The sequence below is a fragment of the Enterobacter sp. Bisph1 genome, from assembly GCF_000814905.1.
Classification (GTDB): Bacteria; Pseudomonadota; Gammaproteobacteria; order Enterobacterales; family Enterobacteriaceae; genus Kosakonia.
The window spans coordinates 56,662-78,934 of sequence record NZ_JXAG01000054.1; the positions used below are offsets into that span (position 1 = coordinate 56,662).

General features: G+C 52.5%; 18 protein-coding genes, 1 tRNA gene and 3 pseudogenes. 8 read left to right on the forward strand and 14 right to left on the reverse strand.

Features of this window, described 5'->3' with window-relative positions:
- Positions 1-22 precede the first annotated feature (22 nt).
- Entirely contained in the window at positions 23-955 is a 933-nt protein-coding gene (prmB, locus tag RW65_RS21115) for a 50S ribosomal protein L3 N(5)-glutamine methyltransferase (RefSeq protein ID WP_039058879.1), read from the reverse strand.
- A gap of 166 nt (positions 956-1,121) precedes the next feature.
- Here prmB and smrB point away from each other — a divergent pair, with 166 nt between their 5' ends.
- A complete protein-coding gene (smrB, locus tag RW65_RS21120; RefSeq protein WP_039058822.1) occupies positions 1,122-1,673 on the forward strand; it encodes an endonuclease SmrB in 552 nt (183 codons plus the stop codon).
- Positions 1,674-1,731: 58 nt separating this feature from the next.
- On the opposite strand, the gene sixA is transcribed toward smrB, so the two are convergent.
- The 4 genes from sixA to RW65_RS21140 form a co-directional block, all read right to left on the reverse strand.
- Positions 1,732-2,217 carry a phosphohistidine phosphatase SixA gene (sixA, locus tag RW65_RS21125; protein WP_039058823.1) on the reverse strand — a complete coding sequence of 162 codons (486 nt, stop codon included), beginning with the start codon at positions 2,215-2,217 and terminating at the stop codon, positions 1,732-1,734.
- 202 nt (positions 2,218-2,419) lie between these two features.
- Entirely contained in the window at positions 2,420-4,573 is a 2,154-nt protein-coding gene (gene fadJ / locus RW65_RS21130) for a fatty acid oxidation complex subunit alpha FadJ (protein WP_039058824.1), read from the reverse strand.
- A complete protein-coding gene (fadI, locus tag RW65_RS21135) occupies positions 4,573-5,880 on the reverse strand; it encodes an acetyl-CoA C-acyltransferase FadI (protein ID WP_039058826.1) in 1,308 nt (435 codons plus the stop codon). The genes fadJ and fadI overlap by 1 nt, the downstream gene beginning before the upstream one ends.
- 163 nt (positions 5,881-6,043) lie before the next feature.
- The gene (locus RW65_RS21140) at positions 6,044-6,328 is read right to left on the reverse strand and encodes a YfcZ/YiiS family protein (RefSeq protein WP_039058827.1); all 285 of its coding nucleotides are present in this window, start codon (positions 6,326-6,328) and stop codon (positions 6,044-6,046) included.
- 372 nt (positions 6,329-6,700) lie between these two features.
- On the opposite strand from RW65_RS21140, the gene fadL reads away from it, so the two are divergent.
- The gene (fadL, locus tag RW65_RS21145; RefSeq protein WP_502685569.1) at positions 6,701-8,068 is read left to right on the forward strand and encodes a long-chain fatty acid transporter FadL; all 1,368 of its coding nucleotides are present in this window, start codon (positions 6,701-6,703) and stop codon (positions 8,066-8,068) included.
- Between the two features lie 60 nt (positions 8,069-8,128).
- Here fadL and mlaA read toward each other — a convergent pair whose 3' ends face one another.
- Entirely contained in the window at positions 8,129-8,884 is a 756-nt protein-coding gene (mlaA, locus tag RW65_RS21150) for a phospholipid-binding lipoprotein MlaA (RefSeq protein WP_039058829.1), read from the reverse strand.
- Positions 8,885-9,197: 313 nt separating this feature from the next.
- Here mlaA and RW65_RS21155 point away from each other — a divergent pair, with 313 nt between their 5' ends.
- The 4 genes from RW65_RS21155 (at position 9,198) to RW65_RS21170 (ending at position 12,948) form a co-directional block, all read left to right on the forward strand.
- Positions 9,198-10,139, forward strand: coding sequence for a formate/nitrite transporter family protein (locus tag RW65_RS21155; RefSeq protein ID WP_039058830.1), 942 nt, complete (start codon positions 9,198-9,200; stop codon positions 10,137-10,139).
- Between the two features lie 502 nt (positions 10,140-10,641).
- Positions 10,642-10,908, forward strand: a complete 267-nt coding sequence (locus RW65_RS21160; RefSeq protein ID WP_039058831.1) for a hypothetical protein — start codon at positions 10,642-10,644, stop codon at positions 10,906-10,908.
- A 40-nt stretch (positions 10,909-10,948) separates the two neighbouring features.
- Positions 10,949-12,199 (forward strand): O-antigen ligase family protein, encoded by a 1,251-nt coding sequence (locus RW65_RS21165; RefSeq protein ID WP_052250355.1) that lies wholly within the window; start codon positions 10,949-10,951, stop codon positions 12,197-12,199.
- Positions 12,196-12,948, forward strand: coding sequence for a glycosyltransferase family 25 protein (locus tag RW65_RS21170; protein ID WP_039058833.1), 753 nt, complete (start codon positions 12,196-12,198; stop codon positions 12,946-12,948). Before RW65_RS21165 ends, RW65_RS21170 begins: the two co-directional genes overlap by 4 nt.
- Positions 12,949-13,140: 192 nt before the next feature.
- Here RW65_RS21170 and RW65_RS23430 read toward each other — a convergent pair.
- Positions 13,141-13,871, reverse strand: a pseudogene (locus RW65_RS23430) (integrase arm-type DNA-binding domain-containing protein); the annotation flags it as partial.
- Between the two features lie 162 nt (positions 13,872-14,033).
- On the opposite strand from RW65_RS23430, the gene RW65_RS21180 reads away from it, so the two are divergent.
- Positions 14,034-14,108, forward strand: a tRNA-Arg gene (locus RW65_RS21180).
- A gap of 135 nt (positions 14,109-14,243) precedes the next feature.
- Here the strand turns inward: RW65_RS21180 and RW65_RS21185 are convergent.
- From RW65_RS21185 to hutI, 7 genes and pseudogenes are all read right to left on the reverse strand, one after another.
- Positions 14,244-14,462: a hypothetical protein gene (locus RW65_RS21185; RefSeq protein ID WP_039058835.1), complete on the reverse strand. Its 219-nt coding sequence runs from the start codon at positions 14,460-14,462 to the stop codon at positions 14,244-14,246.
- 99 nt (positions 14,463-14,561) lie between these two features.
- Positions 14,562-14,862: pseudogene (locus RW65_RS22500) on the reverse strand (DUF817 family protein); the annotation flags it as partial.
- A 460-nt stretch (positions 14,863-15,322) separates the two neighbouring features.
- On the reverse strand, positions 15,323-16,843 hold the full coding sequence (gene hutH, locus RW65_RS21195) for a histidine ammonia-lyase (protein WP_039058836.1): 1,521 nt from the start codon (positions 16,841-16,843) through the stop codon (positions 15,323-15,325).
- Positions 16,840-18,531 (reverse strand): urocanate hydratase, encoded by a 1,692-nt coding sequence (gene hutU, locus RW65_RS21200; protein ID WP_039058837.1) that lies wholly within the window; start codon positions 18,529-18,531, stop codon positions 16,840-16,842. The genes hutH and hutU overlap by 4 nt, the downstream gene beginning before the upstream one ends.
- 139 nt (positions 18,532-18,670) lie before the next feature.
- Positions 18,671-19,408 (reverse strand): histidine utilization repressor, encoded by a 738-nt coding sequence (locus RW65_RS21205; RefSeq protein WP_039058839.1) that lies wholly within the window; start codon positions 19,406-19,408, stop codon positions 18,671-18,673.
- A gap of 68 nt (positions 19,409-19,476) precedes the next feature.
- Positions 19,477-20,436 carry a formimidoylglutamase gene (gene hutG / locus RW65_RS21210; RefSeq protein ID WP_039058841.1) on the reverse strand — a complete coding sequence of 320 codons (960 nt, stop codon included), beginning with the start codon at positions 20,434-20,436 and terminating at the stop codon, positions 19,477-19,479.
- A pseudogene (gene hutI / locus RW65_RS21215) lies at positions 20,433-21,751 on the reverse strand (imidazolonepropionase). The gene hutG and the pseudogene hutI overlap by 4 nt, the downstream one beginning before the upstream one ends.
- 410 nt (positions 21,752-22,161) lie before the next feature.
- On the opposite strand from hutI, the gene ypdK reads away from it, so the two are divergent.
- Positions 22,162-22,233, forward strand: a complete 72-nt coding sequence (gene ypdK, locus RW65_RS22810; RefSeq protein ID WP_099458783.1) for a membrane protein YpdK — start codon at positions 22,162-22,164, stop codon at positions 22,231-22,233.
- Positions 22,234-22,273 lie beyond the last annotated feature (40 nt).

Here is a 22,273-nt window from a genome sequence, read left to right on the forward strand (position 1 = left end):
TTTTGTTAATGTTGAGCGTCGTTTAGTCTTTGTAAATGCTGAAGTGTTCGCGGGCGGCGATAAGCTGCGCTTTGGTTAACATAAAGACGCCATCGCCACCGTTATCAAACTCCAGCCAGGTGAACGGAACGTCGGGATATTGTTCCATCAGATGTACCATGCTGTTACCCACTTCACAAATCAGGATGCCGTGGTCAGCGAGGTAATCCGGCGCGCAGGCAAGAATGCGTCGCGTCAGCTTCAACCCGTCGCTGCCGGAAGCCAGGCCAAGTTCCGGCTCGTGGCGATACTCCGACGGCAGATCGGCCATATCTTCTTCATCAACGTATGGCGGGTTGGTGACAATCAGATCGTACTGTACTTTCGGCAGGTCGCGGAAAACGTCGGAACGAATAGGCGTAACCTGATGGATAAGCCCGTGCTGTTCAATATTGTGCTCGGTCACCGCCAGCGCATCCATAGAGATATCCACGGCGTCCACTTCCGCTTCCGGGAAGGCGTACGCGCAGGCAATGGCGATACAGCCGCTGCCGGTACACATATCAAGGATATGCTGCGGCTGATGGTCAATCAGCCCGGCGAAGTGATTGTTAATCAGCTCGCCAATCGGCGAACGCGGCACCAGCACGCGCTCATCAACATAGAATTCGTGGCCGCAGAACCAGGCTTTATTGGTGAGATAAGCCACCGGAATACGTTCGTTAACGCGGCGGATCACTCGCTCAACAATGCGGTGGCGCTCACTGGAGGTCAGGCGCGCGCTACGCATATCTTCGGGGATATCGAGGGGCAAATAGAGGGTAGGCAACACCAGCTGCACCGCTTCGTCCCACGGGTTATCAGTGCCGTGGCCGTACCAAATATTCGCGGCGCTAAATCGGCTCACCGCCCAGCGCAGCATGTCCTGAATGGTGTGCAGTTCGTTCACTGCTTCGTCGACGAAAATTTTATCCATGGTATCCCCCAGGCGCATGCACGCATTAAATTCGGCGGCTAGTTTGCCACGAAGGCGGCGATAAATCAGCATCCTCTCTCCTCTGCGTGAGGGAAAAATCGATTTTGCTGCACCGCGGGCATAACGAGTCGGGTACACTAACAGAAAGAGAAGATGAGATGCGCAGATGAAAAAGAAACCATCCTTGAGCGAGGAGGAACAGGCGCTGTTCCGGCAGTTAATGACGGGTACGCGCCAGATGAAGCAGGACACTGTGGTTCATCGCCCGGTACGCAAAAAAGTGACAGAAGTGCCGGTAAAACGCTTATTGCAGGAACAAGCCGATAACAGCCACTATTTTTCCGACGAATTCCAGCCGTTGCTGAACGCTGAAGGCCCGGTGAAATATGTGCGCGAAGATGTCAGCCATTTTGAGCTGAAGAAGCTACGCCGCGGCGATTATTCGCCGGAGCTGTTTCTCGATCTGCATGGTTTAACCCAGCAGCAGGCGAAGCAAGAGCTGGGCGCGCTGATTGCCGCATGCCGACGCGAGCATGTGTTTTGCGCCTGCGTGATGCACGGCCACGGCAAGCATATCCTTAAGCAGCAAACGCCGCTGTGGCTGGCGCAGCATCCGCATGTGATGGCGTTTCATCAGGCACCGAAAGAGTACGGCGGAGACGCGGCGATCCTGGTATTAATCGAAGTAGAAGAGTGGCAGCCGCCGGAACTGCTTTAACCGCCAGAAACGACAAGAGCCGCTTAAAGCGGCTCTTTATCTTTCATGGTCCGGCGATTCAGATGGCTTTCGGCATCCTCAGATTGCAGGGACTCATTTGCCAGTTAAAGACACCTTTACCGTCTCCTTCCAGCGTGACGCTGGCGATGGCGGAGGTGGTGAACATTGGCGGCGCTTCACCCGGGCAGAGCTCGGACACCAGGTAACCCACTAGCGGCAGGTGGGAAATCACCAGCACGGCAGAAGTACCTTCATTTGCCAGCGCCTGCAGGTAGGCACTAACAAGACCAATATCGCCACAGGGCGTAAGTTCTGGCAGAACATCCACGTTATCAGGCAGGTTCATACACTCCCCTACCTTATCGAGCGTCTGTTCAGCACGTAAAAATGGGCTGACCAGAACACGTTCGATATCCACTTTTTGACCTTTCAACCATGTTGCCATTTGACGGGTTTCGTCGCAGCCACAAGGGGTTAAGGGACGAACCGAGTCGCTGGCTGCATCGAGGGCAGCGTCGCCGTGACGCATGATAAAAACTTGCATATTGCACCGCTTTTGTTAACCAGAATCATTAATACTTTCACCGCAAAATCATTTCACGACATCGGAAAATATTAATGGCCGGGCATTGTGCCTGATCCATTCGTTGAATGAAACGCTGTTTTTTACCTCAATGGCGCAAGTATAGTCAATCACTGATTATTAAATAACCGTAAAGGCCCTGAGGGATAACAGAATTACTTTTTTAGACACTCACTGACACGTCCAGTTTCTCAGTTGGCCAAAAAGTTACGCCTTGTTCCGCCATGCGTTTCAGCGGTTCGCAAGGGGCAAAACGTTCGCCGTACTGCGCCTGAAGGCGCTGCATCGTCGCCACCACTTCACCGATACCGAGGGCGTCCATATAATGGAACGGCCCGCCCAAAAACGGCGGAAAACCGATGCCAAACACGGCGCCGATATCACCATCGCGCGCGCTGCGAATGACCTGTTCGTCAAAACAGCGGGCGGCTTCGTTAAGCATCAGCATTACACATCGTTCGGCGATCTGCTGCTGCGCGAGCTGGGGACCTTCGGAAACACCAATTAAGCGATAGATGGAAGGGTCCGGCTGTTTGTTGCTTTTACGCCCTTTCGCCGGGTAAAGATAGAAACCCCGCTCATTTTTTCTCCCTTTGCGATCGTCATTCAAGATTGCATTCACAACGCTTACAGGCGCGCTAAATCGCTCGCCCCAGGCAGCTTCCAGTACCGGGATAATTTTGGTGCCGGTATCGATCCCAACTTCGTCCAATAGCTGGATGGGGCCTACCGGGAAACCGAATTTCACCAGCGCCCGATCGATAGTTTCAATGCGCTGCCCTTCGTTCAGCAGACGCATGGCTTCATTGATATAGGGCGCGAGAATACGGTTGACGTAAAACCCGGCTTTATCAGCCACCACGATCGGCGTTTTGCCCTGCTTTTTCGCCAGCTTCACGGTAGTGGCAATCGTCTGCTCATCGGTTCCGGCGTGGGGAATAACTTCAACCAGCGGCATTTTCTCCACCGGGCTGAAATAATGTAAACCAATTACTTTTTCCGGGCGCGCCGCGTTGGCAGCAATATCGCCGATGGGCAAGGATGAGGTATTGGAGGCAAAAATAGTGTGCGGCGCGCAGTGGGCTTCGATTTCGCCAACCATCTTCTGCTTCAGCGCCAGATCTTCAAATACCGCTTCAATCACCAGATCGCGATGGGCAAAGCCACGATAATCGAGCGAGCCGGAGATTTTCGCCATCTGGCCGTCGCGCTCGGCGGCTTTTAGGTGGCGGCGACGCACTTTCTTGTCGAGCTGCTGCCAGCTGTACTGCAGCGCATGGTTAATGCCTTTGGCGCTGATATCTTTAATGCGCACCGGTAAACCGGCTTTGCTGGCGGTGACAAACGCAATGCCGCCGCCCATTAGCCCACCGCCCAGCACACCAATCCCCTTCAGCGGAGCGGGTTCAACGCTGCTGCCGGGATCTTTTTTAATATCGGTACTGGTAAAGAAGAGATGGCGCAGCGCCTGGGACTGCGGCGTCATCGCCAGTTGACCAAAGGCGCGCGCTTCCGCGTCGTAACCGCTGCTGCGCCCCTGCGTAAGACCGGTTTCGATGACCGACAAAATGCGCGAAGCGGCAGGATAATTCCCCTGGGTTTTCTGCTCGGTTTTCTTCGCCACCATGCGGAACAGCAGCCTGCGGCCAAGAGGCCCGGCAAGAATACGCTCGCGCACCGGCAGCTGTCGCGCCACAGGGCGACCTTTGGCAACCAGATCCACCGCGGCTTGCAGCAAAATGGATTGGGGAACCACATCATCCACCAGCCCCACTTTTAATGCCTGGCGCGGACGTAACTGTTTACCGGTGAGGATCATCTCCAGCGCGGTACTCACACCAATCAGGCGCGGCAAACGCTGCGTTCCGCCAGAACCGGGCAGCAAGCCCAACTGCACTTCCGGCAGCCCAAGCACCGTTTTGCTGTCGTCGGTACAGATTCGCAGATGGCACGCCAGCGCCAGCTCCAGACCACCGCCGAGGCAAGGGCCATGGATTGCAGCAATCACCGGGATCGATAATGCATGGATTTCCGCCATCAACTGCTGACCCTGGCGGGCAAGTTCTTCCGCTTCTTTCGCCGTCTGGCAGCGGGCAATCATATTGATATCCGCCCCGGCAATAAAGTTGTCCGGCTTGGCCGAAATAAACACCACGCCACGCAGCGTTTTATTGTCACGGATCTGTTTTAAAATCCCGCGAACCTCCGTGGCGAACTCGGCCTTCAGGGTATTCATCTTCTCATGCGGAACATCAATGTTCACCACCGCCACATTGTCGGGACGGACGTGGAGAGTAAATGCCGATGTTGTGGTCATTATTCTGCCTCCAGAACCATTGCCGCACCCAAACCGCCTGCGGCACAGGCCGTTACCAGTCCAAAACCGCCGCCGCGACGTCGCAGCTCATGCAGAGTTTGGGTGATCATGCGCGCACCTGTTGCGGCAAATGGATGCCCGTACGCTATAGAGCCACCGAGCACATTGAATTTACTCTCATCCACTTCACCCGTGGCTTGCGCGCGCCCAAGCACTTCGCGGGCAAAGCGATCGCTGGCCATCAATTTCAGGTTACTTAAAGTTTGCGCGGCAAAGGCTTCATGCATATCAAAAAGGGTTATATCAGCCAGCGTTAATCCGGCTCGCTCCAGCGCCAGCGGTGTCGACCACGCCGGGCCGAGCAGCATATCTTCACGCACGCCGATGGCGGTAAAGGCGTAGCTGCGCAGGTAGCCCAATGGCACCAGCCCCAGCTCTTTAGCGCGCGATTCCGTCATCAGAATTACTGCCGCTGCGCCATCCGTCAGCGGCGTACTGTTAGCGGCGGTTACCGTCCCGTGTTTACGATCGAAGGCCGGGCGCAGCTTTGCGTAATCCGCCAGGCTTGAGTTGGTGCGTACGTTATTGTCTTTCTCAACGGGATCGCGAAACGGCGGCGCGTAGGCGGTCATCACTTCGTCCGCCAGTTTGCCTTCCGTCCAGGCCTGCGCGGCGAGCTGATGTGAACGATGCGCCAGCGCATCCTGTTGTTCGCGGCTGATAGCGTAGGTTTTCGCCATCTGTTCAGCGGTATCGCCCATGCGCAGGCCGGTCGAATATTCAGCGACCGCCGGAGGCACGGGGAGCAGATCGCGCAGACGCAGGCGCGAGAAAAGCTGCAGTTTCTGTCCCATGCTGCGCGCTTTGTTGGCATCCACCAGCGTTCGCGCCAGTTTTTTACTGACGCCTATCGGCAGTACTGAAGAGGAGTCTGCACCACCGGCGATACCGGCGCGGATGGTGCCCGCCAGCAGGCTTTCGGTGACGTTGGCTACCGCCTGGAAGCTGGTCGCACAAGCGCGGCTGACGCTATAGGCGTCGGTATGGACGCTCATGCCGGTACCGAGCACGATTTCGCGGGCGATATTGGGCGCTTCAGGCATTTGAACCACCTGGCCAAAGACCAGTTGTTCAATCACGTCGGGGGGAATTTCGCTACGCGCCAGCATCTCTCCTACAACCATCTTGCCGAGATCGATGGCCGGAACGCCGTGAAAAACGGTAGCCTGTCGGGCAAACGGGGTACGTAACCCACTGACAATGGCAATGCGGTCGCCCTGGCGGGTGACGAGCGGTAATGCCTTCATAACACTCCCCTGTTAACAGCGTAATACTTTAAGTGGTCTGACCTGATAACAGTCTTAACCAATTTTTTACATTTCGCCAATGGGAGGGGGAAAGAAATGGGAGCTAAGGCACAGAGTTTGTTAAACAAAACGCTCCCAAAGATTGGGAGCGTTGGCGGGACACTTAACGCAGACCGAGCTGGAAAATCAGGGTTTCCGCTTCGCAGGCGAAAACAAAATCGATATCCAGGCGCACACCGTCGGCCACTTCAGTAAAGGTCGGGGTGATTTTGCAGGGATCGGACTCTACGCCACGCGCTCTGGCGCTCAGCGCGGCCAGGGTTTCGTCCGCGTCGCGACGGTCAGCGAAAACGCGGCTATAGGAGGCGGTGCAGTCGGAGTTGTCCATAATGGTACCAACATCCATACAGCAGCAAACCGGGGTTTCATCAGCACTGCATTTACTCATTGAAAATTTCCTCTGAATTCGCACCCAAGGTGCCAGATAAACGTTGTACATATTTTACTCCCCGACTGATTCGGGCTCCAGTCGTTAATCCAGCCTGCGGCGTTAAGTGACCGAAATCACACTTAAAAATGATCTAAAACAAAAATGATCTAATCGGCTGATTAACACCGGGGGCAATTTTGCTGGGCAGATCCCGTTTCGAAGATCACATTGGTAAAATCTTATATACATACTTGCAACATTTGCGCTGGTCGGACCTATACTTCCGCCACTGGTCTGATTTGTGAGAAGTACCTCAGACCCTACACTTCGCGCTCCTGTTACGGTGCGTAACAAATTTTGAATAAAAATAAATCGATTTCGAATGAGGTTATGGTCATGAGCCAGAAAACCCGGTTTACCAAGTCTGCTCTGGCAGTCGCAGTGGCAATCGTCTCTACCCAGGCCTGGTCCGCAGGCTTTCAACTCAATGAGTTTTCAGCTTCTGGCCTTGGCCGGGCTTATTCCGGTGAAGGCGCAATGGCTGATGACGCGGGCAACGTCAGCCGCAACCCTGCCCTTATCACCATGTTCGATCGCCCCACCTTCTCGGGTGGTGCGGTATTTGTCGATCCCGATGTTAACGTGAAGGGCCGTTCTGTTATTGGCAACAATGCCAGCCAGGACAATATTGCCCCGACGGCATGGGTGCCAAACCTGCACTTTGTCGCGCCGATCAACGAGCAGTTTGGCTGGGGCGCGTCCGTCACCTCCAACTACGGTCTGGCGACGGAGTTTAACGACAGCTACGCAGCCGGCTCAATGGGCGGTAAAACCGATCTCGAAACGCTGAACCTCAACCTGAGCGGCGCGTACCGTCTGGATAACCACTGGAGCTTCGGCCTCGGCTTTGACGCCGTATACGCACGGGCGAAAGTGGAACGCTATGCGGGCGATCTGCCGCAAATCATTGGTGCCGGTCTGCCAGGCCTGGTGCAATCTGGACAGCTAACCGCGCAGCAAGCCGCCGGTCTTGCCTCTCAAGCGGGTCGCATCGGTCGTGATACACAAATTGCTCATTTGAAAGGCGATGAGTGGGGCTTTGGCTGGAACGCCGGCATCCTGTATGAGCTGGATAAAAACAACCGCTACGGGTTTACCTACCGCTCTGAAGTCAAAGTCGACTTCGATGGCGATTATAAGAGCAGCCTGCCTGCTACGCTGAATCCGATCAACGCAGCGCTGGGTCTGGGCTTGCCGTATGGTACAGGCGGAGCGACCACCAATGGTTCCCTCTCCCTGCACCTGCCGGAAATGTGGGAAGTCTCAGGTTATAACCGCGTTGACCCACAATGGGCGGTTCACTATAGCCTGACGTACACCAGCTGGAGCCAGTTCCAGGAGCTGAAAGCCACCGGTAACAATGGCCAGACACTGTTCTATAAAGATGAAAGCTTTAAAGATGCTTACCGCATCGCGCTGGGTACCACTTATTACATGGATGATAACTGGACCTTCCGCGCCGGTATCGCCTACGATGACAGCCCGGTTCCGGCAGACAAACGCTCCATCTCTATCCCGGATCAGGATCGCCTGTGGCTGAGCACCGGTGCGACCTATGCCTTTAATAAAGATGCCTCTGTTGATGCTGGCGTCTCTTATATGCATGGCCAGAAAGTGAAGTTCTCCGAAGGCCCGTATAGCTTCGAGTCTGTAGGACGTGCATGGCTGTATGGCGTGAACTTTAACTACGCCTTCTGATAACCCATCAGGCATAAAAAAAGGTGAGCGCAACTGGCTCACCTTTTTTATTGGTAGCGCTTATTGCGCATCGATATCTTTTAAATCGCCCTCGATCGCCTGCGCGTTCGGGTTCTCCTGCGGCTTGAGCTTGCCGCCGTTGGCAATAAAGTCGTGGCGCTGGAAGTAGGCTTCACGCACCAGTATGTACGGGTCGGAAGACTGGCGCAGCAGACCATCGGAATCGAGTAGCTGCGCGCGCGTTTCAATCCCTTCTACCGTCCATTTACCTACCGACAGCGGCCATGTCAGCCATGAAAGCACCGGATAGAGCGTATCCGCCATATCGCCCCCGTCTTCACGCAGGGTGAAGCTGCCATAGAACGGCAACTGGACATACGGACCGTAGCCGATGCCGTAATGCCCCAGCGTACTACCGAAACGGTGCGGTTCAACGCGCTGCAGTTTCGGGTTCGCCGCACCGGCGACATCCATCAAACCGCCCATCCCGAGCAGGGAGTTCAGGAAGAAGCGGGTAAAATGCACCATCCCCTGGTAGGGATCGCCTTTTAAAAAGAAATTCACCATGGTCGCCGGCTCTTCAAGGTTGCTGGTGAAATTGCTCAGACCATTGCGCGCTGGCTGCGGCACATAATCACGCCAGGCCACCGCAACGGGTCTAAGAACATACGGATCCAGCACGTTGAAGTTGAAGTTGTACATGGTGCGGTTGAATCCTTCCAGCGGGTCTGAACGTCCCTGCGGATCCTGACCGGAACTGGCACAACCGACCAGCACAGTAGTTGCCAGCGCAAGCGCTGACAGGCGAAATTTCATAGGTGTCTCCCTGGAGAAAATGGTCATCGCTACATGCCTTTCTGAATAACGCACTGGCGTTAAACGGCTTGCGCAGGTAATGTGCGACGCGTTGTTTCAGTGGGTATTCAGATATCTACTCAACGACTGAATGTCGTTGAGCCGCACCCAACACGCTTATAAGACTAATTTACTATTTTAAACACTCTTCAGGGAAATCGTATTGCCTTTGTTGCTTTTACGCCAATTTCAGACGATGCCGTCCCGGTGCCAGGACGAAACCCGCTACGCTTAAATTTTGTTGCCAATAGATAGAGAGAATAGCGAGGCCATCGTGGACAACCTTCAGGAAGAGAAAATCGACAAACACAGCGATGACATACAGGTAGAGAGCGACGAGAAGAAGAGTGGCAAGAAGATTGAGCTTGATGAGGAGCGCCTGCCCTCGCGAGCGATGGCAATCCATGAACATATTCGTCAGGACGGTGAAAAAGAACTCGAGCGCGACGCCATGGCGCTGTTCTGGTCGGCTATTGCCGCTGGCTTATCAATGGGTGCGTCGCTGCTGGCAAAAGGGATTTTCCATGTGCAACTCGACGGCATTCCCGGCGGATTCCTGCTGGAGAACCTCGGTTATACCTTCGGCTTTATCATTGTCATTATGGCGCGCCAGCAGCTGTTTACCGAGAATACCGTTACCGCCGTGCTGCCGGTGATGCAAAAACCCAGTTGGGTTAACACCGGCCTGTTAATGCGCTTATGGAGCGTGGTACTGCTGGGTAATCTGGTCGGTACGGCCATTGCCGCGTGGGCGTTCGAGTATATGCCTATCTTCGATGAACAGACCCGCGACGCCTTTGTTAAAATCGGTATGGATGTGATGAAAAATACGCCGCTGGAGATGTTTTCCAACGCTATTATTTCCGGCTGGATTATCGCCACCATGGTCTGGATGTTCCCGTCGGCGGGCTCGGCAAAAATCGTGGTGATCATTTTAATGACCTGGCTTATCGCGTTGGCGGATACCACCCATATTGTGGTGGGCGCGGTTGAGATCTTCTATCTGGTGTTTAACGGTACGCTGCACTGGAGCGAGTTTATCTGGCCTTTCGCCCTGCCGACGCTTGCCGGGAATATCTGCGGCGGTACCTTTATTTTCGCCCTGCTCAGCCACGCGCAAATCCGCAACGATATGATCAACGCGCGCAAAGCTGAAGCAAAGGCGCGCGCCGATGAGCAAGCCCGGCAGCGCGATAGCGAAGAAAATGAGGCATAAACGGTGAGAGATTAATCATCTGGCGGTCCGGGAGCTTAACGCTTTTAGTAGCGGTATTTTTCGGTAGCGGTGATGTTTCACTCGCCCTAAAGCCTTCGGATCGCAACAGTACGCATTGTGCCCAGTGTCATATGGCCGGTTTTAGCTGTCGCCCATTCCTTGGATCTACTCAGGCTAAAAACGGAAGCCGGCAAGATATGATTAAATTGACAAAAAAGCCCCAAAAGGGCTAGCATTCATTCATCGGATAAATAATCATTTGAGACCCGTGCATCCCGCAAGGAAGAACGTTGAACGCCAGCGAAATCCTCCTGACATAATTAACAAAAGTTAATGCATAAATTGTCAGGCTGAGAGCTGATACTTCGACGCGTAACCGGGAATTAGCCTGGTATGCGATGATGGGGCATCCGGCATAATCGATGCTGTAGCAGCCAGTACAAGGGTTCTTCTGAAACATATTCAGACAAATAAACTTATCGTTTTTTCTAACGGGTGCGTTATGCCATTGATTGAAGATTACACACCACCATCACCAGAATACCTTGCACAATTGAAAGAATTTCTCGGTCGGACTGGCGCACAAATGGCAGATCTGGCCGGTCTGGCTGGCAGCAACCACTGGAGGAAATATACGGGTGGTGAATCGCCAAGGGTGATGGGAATGCACATGCTCTTTTTTATAGCTGCACAATTAGCCTTAAGCGAAGAAGAGCTCGAAAAAGTTGTCGATAAGATGCGAGAACTTGGTGCCAATATTAACAAATAAACAGTAATTCATTTTGATGTAAAAAAGGATACGCATATACATGACCAGTTCGCATCCAGTGCAAGTAGTGAACAAAGCACTATATATGATAACATTCACACTGTTATTGTTAGTACTACCAACAGCATTCATTCATGAAAAAACAGCACGTGTTTTATTTTATTGGTGCGGTTATTCATCGCTAATTGGATTATTGTTTAACGCTTTAACAATCAAGCTAGCTCTTACTCAGAAAAATATTAGCCTGGTATTTTTATCTCTAACGTGCCTTTTCTTAGGCTGGTCCGTATTGTCTAAACACTTTTCCAATGACACTTCTGAACTCTTATTTACCCCAGGAAAAAGATGGTTAGTTGCAGCGGCTATTGCCTTGTACATTTTAAATATAAAGACGAAATTAAAACTACTCTCCAGCTCGAAAGTAATAATATCCATAATGGCTTTAGCTTTTATCGCTGCAAGTATATTTGGCATCATTCAAGGCCTGACGAGTGACGAGCGTATTTTACTTGGGATTAACAGGGCAACGTTAACAGCATATGCGTATAGCGCCTTTACATTATCTTTTTCTTCTTTGATTGCGCTCACATATAAAAAGAAGCATAAGTATATACTCCAATCTATTATCCTCGGTGTTTCAACGTATGTTATTTTCCTGACTCAGACGCGTGCAGCCATGTTTATTCATCCTGTGCTTGGGTTATTTTTGCTGCTTACATGGATGTATAAAGACAAAGTTCTTAGTCTAAAAGTATTAACTATCTCTTTCTTATCATTGATTGTAGTGATGGTCGCCAATTCAAATATTCTAATAACGCGATATGATTCTACCATGCAGGACATAACGCAATACAATCTTGGAAATGTCAATACTTCACTGGGCGTAAGGTTCAGTATGTGGAAGCTGGGGTTAATTACTTTTAGCGACTCCCCCTTTGGTCAGAGTGAAGTACAACGCAATAATAGCATTATTCATTATTTACAGGATAATAAAGAACAATCTGCTGCAACTGAGTATTTACAAATTCACCTGCATAATGAATTTATTCAGTACGCATCAATATTTGGCATTTTTGGAATACTTGTGCTAGCCTCTTTTTTCTATATGCTTATCTTTAAAGTAAGCCAACCGTCTATTATTGGACCTGTAGGCATATCTACTGTATCTATATTGTTATATGGTGCTACAGATGTTTTATTAACTTCTATCGAGTTAATAGTGATTTTCTCTACAACAATCATACTTTCCTGCGTAGTTTGTGGTCAGAAAGAAGAAGGTAATAATAAATGAAGGCCTACATCATCAACCTGGAGAGTGCTGAAGATCGGCGAGAATCAATGGAGTCCCAGGTTAAAAACTCAGGGCTTCGCTATGAGTTTATTCCGGCCGTGGACGGAAGAATCCTTCCTGCCGGCTTGCTCTCAATTTTAAGGAAAGAGCACAGCTACGCAGTCACGCCTGGAGAAATTGGCTGTTCCCTAAGCCATTTGACAGTTTATAAAGCTTTAACGGATTCCGATGATGACTGCGCATTAGTACTTGAAGATGATATATTCTTGCCGGACGATATTTCTCAGTTTATTAAAGAGATAGAAAATACCATTCCTAAAAACACTCCATGCGTTTATTTGCTATCTCACGTCAACCATTATAATGACAAAACGATTTTTAATTTATCTAATGGCCATGCGGTTCATGAAGTTTACAATGCCGCTTTTTCCCATGCATATATTATAAACAAACCCGCAGCACGCCTTCTCCTTGATAAGCTATTCCCTGTTTGGTGTGTAGCGGATCAGTGGCAAACTTTTATAGAGTTCGGTTTTATCCGATTATTTGGCGTTATCCCTGAATATATCAGCACAAATAGTATGTATGAGAGTGTCACTACCATCGGTAATCGAAGCGACAAAAAGACACAAGAAGAGAAAGCAGCGGCCTGGAAAGCTATTTATTCAAACCGCTCTCCTAAGGTTAAGGTGAAAAAAGCTGTGAATCTGCTTTTTTATAGGCCGTTTCAAAAAATCATCAAACAATAGTAAAAGCGGCGCTGGCACCCTTTCAGCGCCACTGATTTCTTCTGAGATCAACACTTGTCGGTCTGTCAGCTTTCGTTTCATCCATCCGGCTTAGCAGGCCCCCTCTTTTTTAAACCTGATAAGCTGGATTTTTCTTTATTAGTCGCCATCTCATATTCAAAAGTATATTCAGCACTGGTTAAACTTTCAAACCGTAGCAAGACGCAATTCTGAAAGACGAACGCCCCAGAGTAATAACAGTTGGTGAAGCACGTTATTAGACGAAACGATTTTATTATTTTTCTGTGCCAGCCATACTTTTGCCAGTTCGGTGTAAGTTAGCACCCTGCTTCCCGCCTCGGGCTTTTTACCAATGTTTTTTACATTGAGTTTGAAAATCTCGCATGATGAGAGTAGATGACGACTGATACACCAGTTCATCACAGAGCGTAGCTGCAGGAGGAGAACACGTGCTTTTTCTTATTCAGACTTTCTTGTTTGTCAAAAAACGAGCCCACGCTAATAGTTGAATGTTCGCCACCGGATAATTTTCAAACAGTGTATACATCGTGTTATATCCAAGTGATTTGTAAAGCGTCTGTGTTATTTTTTTAGCCCCATGACATACGTATGCCACCAGAGATCCAGGCATTCTTTGAGCGTCAGTATGCCATCTTCATGGGCAAAATAATTTTGGGGTTAACCCCCTCACTGTACATTGCGCGCATAGCGCCAACCATCACTCTGGCTTCTTTAAGTGATAGTGCCGGATAGCGCCCGATCGTAAGACGAACGGGCGTTCCATTCCAACGATAACGATACTGAAATGTTACGGTTCCTGTTGGCGTTACACGCGCACTAAGACCCTCTGCGTCCATTATTTCTGCCGGTCCGGTATAGGGTTTACCGCTAATGCTTTGCAGTTTGGTATCACTCCTGTACACAACCATTTTAACATTCTGTACGCAATGGCAAGTGAACAAAGCGATAATTTCGTACCACAAACGAACAAACAGGAAAGTTAAAGAACTAAAAACTTGAAGCATCACGGAAAGTTACGGTAGCATAGGAGCCAATGCGGAAATCTTCATACCGTCGTCGTCACTGTCCCCTTAGTTAAATGGATATAACGAGCCCCTCCTAAGGGCTAGTTGCAGGTTCGATTCCTGCAGGGGACACCAGTACATTTCACCTGCAATCCGGTCTCACTTTCCGCAAGCCTGATCCAGGGTTTATTCCCCTTCACTTCACATTTCTCATAACGCGCCCGGCGCTACGGTATCCATGAAAACAAACAGTAGCGAGATGCAATAATATTAACAATCAACGCCAGCAGCGAATATAAAAGTTTTTTTAGCAGCGGCATTTTCACCCAAGCGTCGATAATTACAGGTAATTAAATACCCTGCGGCCAGCACAGAACCGAAAAGCGTGGCGATTAGAATGGCACCGATGCTGTAAAGCTTATATTTTGGCGTAACGTTAAATATCACGTTATCATTTGATGATATGTGTTCCATACCTGGTATTGCCATTTTGCTATCCCTTTCAAAGTCGTGTTTATGCGAAATAGAGACTGCGTATTATTAAAAAATGTCACTTCTGTTTGATAGTGGCTTATTCTCCCCTTCTACTTACTGCGCAATATGAATGCGCTTTTTGATATTCTTGAGAAATAACGTAATCGTAAAGGTCATCATCACTAACCGCGACCAGGCCCCCATTTGCCGACATGCACCGTCGCCCATGCGCCTATTTGATTCGGATATTGCCATACACCCAATAAGGCTCCCAGGTTTTCAGCCAGCCAGATAAACCGATCAGGATAAATACCACCCGAAGCAGCATGGGTGGATGATGGCGAATTTTTAAATCAAACAGTTGCCAGCACTGGATGATATAGCTCCCTACCGCCGCATACATAAATCCGCTGAATCCAACTGTGAAATCTATACGACGTTGCTTCCAGGGGTGCTAACAATCATCCCTTTCGACTGCGCTGCCGTTAGCTAAATGCCAGCAAGTTGGGTATTTCACGGCCGAGATAATAGATTAATATTTGAAAAAATATCAAATAAATAGATCTTAATTCTTCGTTTAATAAATAATTAAGAATTTTCGTTTAATTCAAACCGGGTATTTGCTCTGCCATCCAGAGTTAAGGTGTCACAGAATCTTCTTTGTGCAGTGAAATATTTTGCTAATTAACACAACCGGCAAATTATTTATTAGTCGCAGTATAGCGTTGATTTAAAACATAGAAATGAGTAGAGACGTAGCGGAAATCGTAATCACAGCGAATACGACAAGCTAGTGAAGGATAACTACATCAAAGATGTGGTCATAAGGAGCACGTGACCAGCCAACACCCTGGTCACGCGTAATTAGCGTTTAATCACAAAACCGCAGGCAGCAGCGGCGCTAAGGAACGCCGGGCCAGGAGATCGATCGCACATTCAATATCCGGCGCAAAATAGCGGTCTTTATCATAATGCGGTACCTGCTCGCGCAGCAGGCTGCGCGCCTGCTCCAGCAGCGGGCTGGAGCGTAATCCTTCGCGCATATCCAGGCCCTGGCAGGCGGCCAGCCACTCGACGGCAATCACGCCGCGGGTGTTAGAGGCCATCTCCCACAGGCGGCGGCCCGCAGCGGGCGCCATCGAAACATGATCTTCCTGGTTTGCCGAGGTCGGCAAGCTGTCAACGCTATGGGGATGCGCCAGCGCTTTGTTTTCACTGGCCAGCGCCGCAGCGGTAACCTGGGCAATCATAAAGCCGGAATTAACACCGCCATTTTTCACGAGGAATGGCGGCAGCTGCGACATATGGCTATCCATTAATAGGGCGATACGGCGTTCGGCAAGGGATCCAATCTCGGCAATCGCCAGCGCAATATTATCGGCGGCCATCGCCACCGGCTCTGCATGGAAGTTCCCGCCGGAGATCACCTCGTTTTCGGCGGCGAAAACCAGCGGATTATCAGAGACCGCATTGGCTTCGGTTAACAGCACCTCAGCGGCAAAGCGCAACTGTGTCAGGCACGCGCCCATCACCTGCGGCTGGCAGCGCAGGGAGTAAGGATCCTGCACTTTATTGCAGTTGTGGTGCGATTGGGCAATGGCGCTGTCCTCCGTCAGCACATGGCGATAAAGCGCCGCCGCGTCGATCTGCCCGCGCTGACCGCGAGCAAGATGAATACGCGCATCGAAGGGACGGCGAGAGCCGAGCGCCGCTTCGGTAGTGAGCGCACCGCACACCACTGCTGAAGCAAACAGATCTTCCGCTTCAAACAGGCCACGTAAGGCGAAAGCGGTAGAGGTTTGCGTACCGTTAAGCAGCGCCAGCCCCTCTTTCGCCGCCAGGGTTATCGGCTGCAGACCGGCCTTCTCCAGCGCCTGCGTTGACGGCAGCCATTCTCCCTGCCAGCGCGCTTTTCCTTCGCCAAGCAGCGTCAGCGACATATGCGCCAGCGGGGCTAAATCCCCCGATGCGCCTACCGAACCTTTTGCCGGGATCCACGGATAAACGCCCGCATTGACCATTTCCACCAGCATCTGGATTACCTGTAAGCGAATACCGGAGAAACCGCGCGCCAGGCTGTTAATTTTTAATACCATCATTAAGCGAACCAGCGCATCATCCAGCGGTGCGCCGACGCCCGCCGCATGGGACAGCACCAGCGAACGTTGTAAATTCTCCAGGTCTTCCGTCGCAATACGCGTTTGCGCCAGCAGGCCGAAACCCGTGTTGATACCGTAGGCCGTGCGCCCTTGCGTCATAATTTCGTTGACGCAGGCAACGCTTTCGTTAACCGCGGCAAATGCGCTGTCATCCAGCGTCAAATGCACAGGCTGGCTATAGATGTCGCGTAGCTGCGCCAGGGTCAGTTTTCCAGGAGTAAGGGTTAAGGTGTTCATGCGTTGCGATGTCCCTGCGTTGCGGCAACCATAGGAAGATTGAGGCCCTGCTCAGCGGCGCACTCAATCGCGATTTCATACCCGGCATCCGCATGGCGCATAACGCCGGTTGCCGGATCGTTGTGCAGCACGCGGGCGATACGCGCCGCGGCTTCATCGGTTCCATCACAGACAATCACCATGCCCGCGTGCTGGGAAAAGCCCATCCCAACGCCGCCGCCGTGGTGCAGTGAAACCCAGGTCGCGCCGCTGGCAGTATTAAGCAGCGCGTTCAGCAGCGGCCAGTCGGAAACCGCATCGGAGCCGTCGCGCATCGCTTCCGTTTCACGGTTCGGGCTGGCGACGGAGCCAGAATCCAGGTGATCGCGGCCAATGACGATTGGCGCAGAGACTTCGCCCGTGCGCACCATTTCGTTAAACGCCAGCCCCAGTTTTTGCCGCCATTCGAGACCGACCCAGCAGATACGTGCGGGCAAGCCCTGGAAACTGATGCGCTCACGGGCCATATCAAGCCAGCGGTGCAGAGATTTGTGATCCGCGATCAGCTCTTTCACTTTGGCATCGGTTTTGTAGATATCCTGCGGATCGCCAGAAAGCGCCACCCAACGGAACGGACCAATACCGCGGCAGAACAAGGGGCGGATATAGGCCGGGACAAAACCGGGGAAATCAAACGCGTTGTCGACACCCGTCTCTTTCGCCATCTGGCGAATATTATTGCCGTAATCAAAGGTCGGGATCCCGGCTTCACTGAACGCCAGCATGGCGCTGACGTGCTCCGCCATACTGCGCTTCGCCGCCAGCACCGTGCCTTGCGGATCGGACGCTGCTTTTTGCCGGTACTCTTCCCACGTCCAGCCTTTGGGCAGGTAGCCGTTGAGAGGATCGTGGGCGCTGGTCTGGTCGGTGACCAGATCCGGGCGCACGCCGCGCTTCACCAGTTCTGGTAATACTTCAGCGGCGTTGCCGCACAAGGCAATCGAAACGGCCTGACCGGCGGCGGTATATTTCTTAATGCGCGCCAGCGCGTCGTCCAACGAGCTGGCCTGTTCATCGACATAGCGCGTGCGCAGACGAAAATCGATGCGGCTTTGCTGGCACTCAATATTCAGCGAGCAGGCACCCGCCAGTGTTGCCGCCAGCGGCTGTGCGCCGCCCATGCCGCCGAGACCAGCGGTTAATACCCAGCGCCCTTGCAGGTTACCGTTGTAATGTTGGCGACCCGCTTCAACAAAGGTTTCATAAGTGCCCTGCACAATCCCCTGGCTGCCGATATAGATCCAGCTGCCCGCAGTCATCTGGCCGTACATCGCCAGCCCTTTGGCATCCAGCTCGTTAAAGTGCTCCCAGGTCGCCCAGTGCGGCACCAGGTTGGAGTTGGCGATCAGGACACGCGGCGCATTATCGTGGGTTTTAAATACCCCAACCGGCTTGCCGGACTGCACCAGCAACGTTTCGTCATGCTCTAAAACTTTCAGCGCCGCAACGATGGCGTCGAAACACTCCCAGTCGCGCGCCGCGCGGCCAATGCCGCCATAGACCACCAGCGCGTTCGGGTTTTCAGCCACATCGGGATCGAGGTTATTCATCAGCATGCGTAACGGCGCTTCGGTAAGCCAGCTCTTCGCATTCAGCGTTGTGCCTCGGGGGGCACGGACGATTTGCTGACGGTTGAGGGTGTGCGGCATGGCGGTGTCTCCTGGGAAATGACCTTATCAGGTAAACACATATACTTGTCTATACAATTACGCGCAAGGCAAGATTTAACAAAAATGATACAATTTTATAATAGTGCGTCAGCAATCACGCTTTTACTGACGCCGGAGATCAGGAGCCGAAATGGCCCTGTAAGCGGTAGCGGTGGCCGGGGAAAAGCAGGCTGGCGTGAGAGACGATGTGGGAAGTGGACCAGGTACGGCGGCGAATCAGCAGGCACGGATCGTGCTCATCAATGTGGAGCAACCGGCACTCCTCAGCCGAGGCGCGCACGGCTTCGACGATATGCTCCCCTTCGGTAAGCGGCGCAATCAGCGATAAATAGGCGTGCGGCGTAGTGCGGGTGTAATCCTGTTGCAAATAGTCTGGCACGACAGCGGCGTTGACGCTGCGATCTTCAATCTGCACCGGGATGTCGTTTTCGAAATGCACCATCCGCGAATGAAAAATGGGCGTGCCCTCTTCCACTTCCAGCGCTGCGGCCTGAGTAAAATCCGCCCTTCTCTCTTCGAGGAGTAACACCTCGCAGCGGTGCTGATGATGGCGAGCGGTAATCTCATCGGCAATGCTGCGGATTTCAAACAGCGCCGACTGTCCTTTCGGCTCGGCCACAAACGTGCCGACGCCCTGCAGGCGCACCAGCAAGCCTTCATCGGTGAGCTCACGCACCGCACGGTTAATGGTCATGCGGCTAAAGCCAAACTGCGCCACCAGCTCGGCCTCCGAAGGGATGCGATCGTGTGGCCGCCAGCTGCCGTCGTAGATTTTCTCACTGATAGCCTGCTTCACTTTTTCATAAAACGGCACCGGCGTACCGGCAGATACCGAACGGGGACGAGGCGAAAACATAGCGCGAATGTTCCTTATAATTAAGTAAAGCATTGGGCGGCGAGTATACCGTGAATTTACAGCAGCCTTTAATGTTGCCACCAGTGTGCAATCTGCCACGCCAGCCGCGCTGCGACTTTTGCGCCCGCGCCCTGCGGGTCAAATAGCGGGTTAAATTCCACCAGATCGACCGCCTGCAGTTTACCGCTGCGACAGAGAGGCTGGACAATACGTAATATCACTGCCAGCGGAACCCCCAGCGCGGCGGGAGCCGATACTGCGGGCATTTCCCAGGACGGCATAACGTCGAGATCGATAGTCAAATAGAGACGGTCGAAGCGGGCAATATGGCGCGCGATCTCCGGCATTACCTGTTCTTCATAGGCGTTTAACACCGCCAGATCCTCAATCACCGTCACGTTTCGCCGAGCGGCTTCGTCCCACAGGGCCTGGGTGTTGGCCGCCGGGCTTGCGCCGATGCAGGTATAGTGAAATTCGCGCTGCTGCGCCTCGCAATGTAACGCCAACTGGCGAAACGGCGTACCTGAGCTTGCACGGGAAGCGTGGCGAAGATCGAGATGGGCATCGAGATTGATAATGCCGATTTGCTCACCGGGAAACGCATCCAGAATCGCCGAGCCGTGCGCAAAGGCCGTTTCATGTCCGCCGCCAAACACCAGCGTACGCATTCGCGCCTGCTGGCACGCCAGCACCGTATCGTGCAAAGCCTGCTGCGCCTCTTCCAGCCGATCCGGCTCGGCGCGGATATTGCCCAGATCAACCAGTTGGTCATGGCCTTTGTGGCTGGCCATTCCCGCCAGCGCTTTACGCAGCATATCCGGCCCCTGCGCCGCGCCGGGCCGCCCCTGATTACGTTTTACCCCTTCGTCGCACTCAAAGCCCAACAAGGCAATCTTGCCGCGCTGCGACTGCACGGAAATTTCACCGGGCTGGCTAATAGTCTGGAAGAGGCGCAGGGCATTGGCCGCTTCGGCGCTGTCATCACGCCCTTGCCAGACTGACGGATCAACGGGATGCCAAAGATTCATGCGCTCACCTCCCCGCGAAAAATACGCTGGTAAAGCGGATTGCGCCCCGGTTCATAGACCATTTCTACCGGATGCTGCGCATCCCAGACAATAAAATCAGCGACAAAACCTGGCGCAAGCTGGCCGTGGGTCTGTTGACGCCCCAGCGCTTGTGCGGCATGGCGGGTTACGCCTGCCCAGGCCTCTTCCGGCGTCAGGCCGAACTTCACGCAGGCCATGTTCATTGCCAGATGCAGGCTGGCAAACGGGCTGGTGCCGGGGTTGTAGTCGGTGGCAATCGCCATCGGTACATGGTGCTCGCGAAGCTGTTCCACCGGCGGCTTTTGCGTTTCATTCAGAAAATAGAATGCGCCGGGAAGCAGCACCGCCACCGTACCGCTCGCCGCCATCGCTTCAACACCAGCGGCGTCTAAATATTCGATATGATCGGCGGACAGCCCGTGATAACGGCTCACTAACTCCGCGCCGCCGAGGGATGAAAGCTGTTCAACGTGGCCTTTGACCGGAATGCCTGACGCCCGTGCGGCCAGGAACACACGCTCGGTTTGCGCCGGGCTAAAGCCGACATTTTCGCAAAACACATCCACCGCTTCGAACACACCTTTTTGCCACAATTCAGGCAGGATGGTGTCGCAGACCAGCGTGATGTACTCATCGCTACGCTCTTTGTACTCCGGCGGCGTGGCATGTGCCGCCAGTAAGGTACGGCTGATTTCCACCTGCGCCGTTTGCGCCAGCTCCCCCGCCACGCGCAGCATCTTCTCTTCAGTTGCCAAATCCAGCCCGTAGCCGGATTTGATCTCAAGGGTCGTTACGCCTTCATTGATCAACCGCTGCAGGCGCTGTTGCGCGCTGTGCAGCAACTCTGCTTCGCTGCTGTTACGCGTGGCAAGTACGGTGGAATTAATCCCGCCGCCCTCGGCGCTGATTTGCTGGTAAGAAACACCGTTAAGCCTGCGTTCCCACTCCTGCGCGCGGTTGCCGCCAAAGATCAAATGCGTGTGGCAGTCGATTAACCCGGGCGTTATCAACCGCCCGCCGAGATCCTCGCAGTTGAGTACATTAGCGGGCAGTTCACTCTCCGGCACCACGGCACGAATGCGCCCGTCACGCACAATAAGCGCGTGGGCTTCAAGCAGGCCGTAAGGCTGGGGTTGGGCGGGATCCATTGTGGCAAGGCGCGCGTTGCGCCAGATACGATCGGCAGAGGTAATGTCAGTCATCGGCTTCACTTGTCATGGGTTGTATAGACATATATTTGCATAATAGAAAAATTGTCAACCCGCATAAGGCGTCGTTTTGGCTGCACGTTCATCCATTTTCTTTCTCCTGCTGAACGATCTCTTAGCAGCACAACGCCTGCATCTTTTGCGTAAATTGTGATCTGATTCAAAAATTAGCCTTATTATTCAAGCGGAAATGAAGCGTTTCAGCTGCGTGGTATTTTTCGTCGCTCAGCGGCAATTTATTTAGCAATGAAAGTATTGTGTCGCCAAAGCCCGACACATCGTAAACCACTAAAATTAAATGAAAAAAAGGCTCTTGTAAGGGCAAAAAATTAGGCGTACATTAGCCCCCGTTTGGTGATGAATTCACCCAAAATTCTGAGATGGAGCTGTGGCCGAAAGGGAGATAATTCTCATTTTCGATTTGGCGTAGTTTCACCTCTCTATACTCAGTCCTGAATGGTCATGAATGCATACTTAGGTGTGCGGAGCGATGAACGTGAAATATTTCTTTATGGGCATTTCGGTGATGGTTATTGTGTGGGCCGGCACATTCGCCCTGATGATCTAACCTGAGCATAATGCTGTACAAAAAAGGAGCCAAAAGGCTC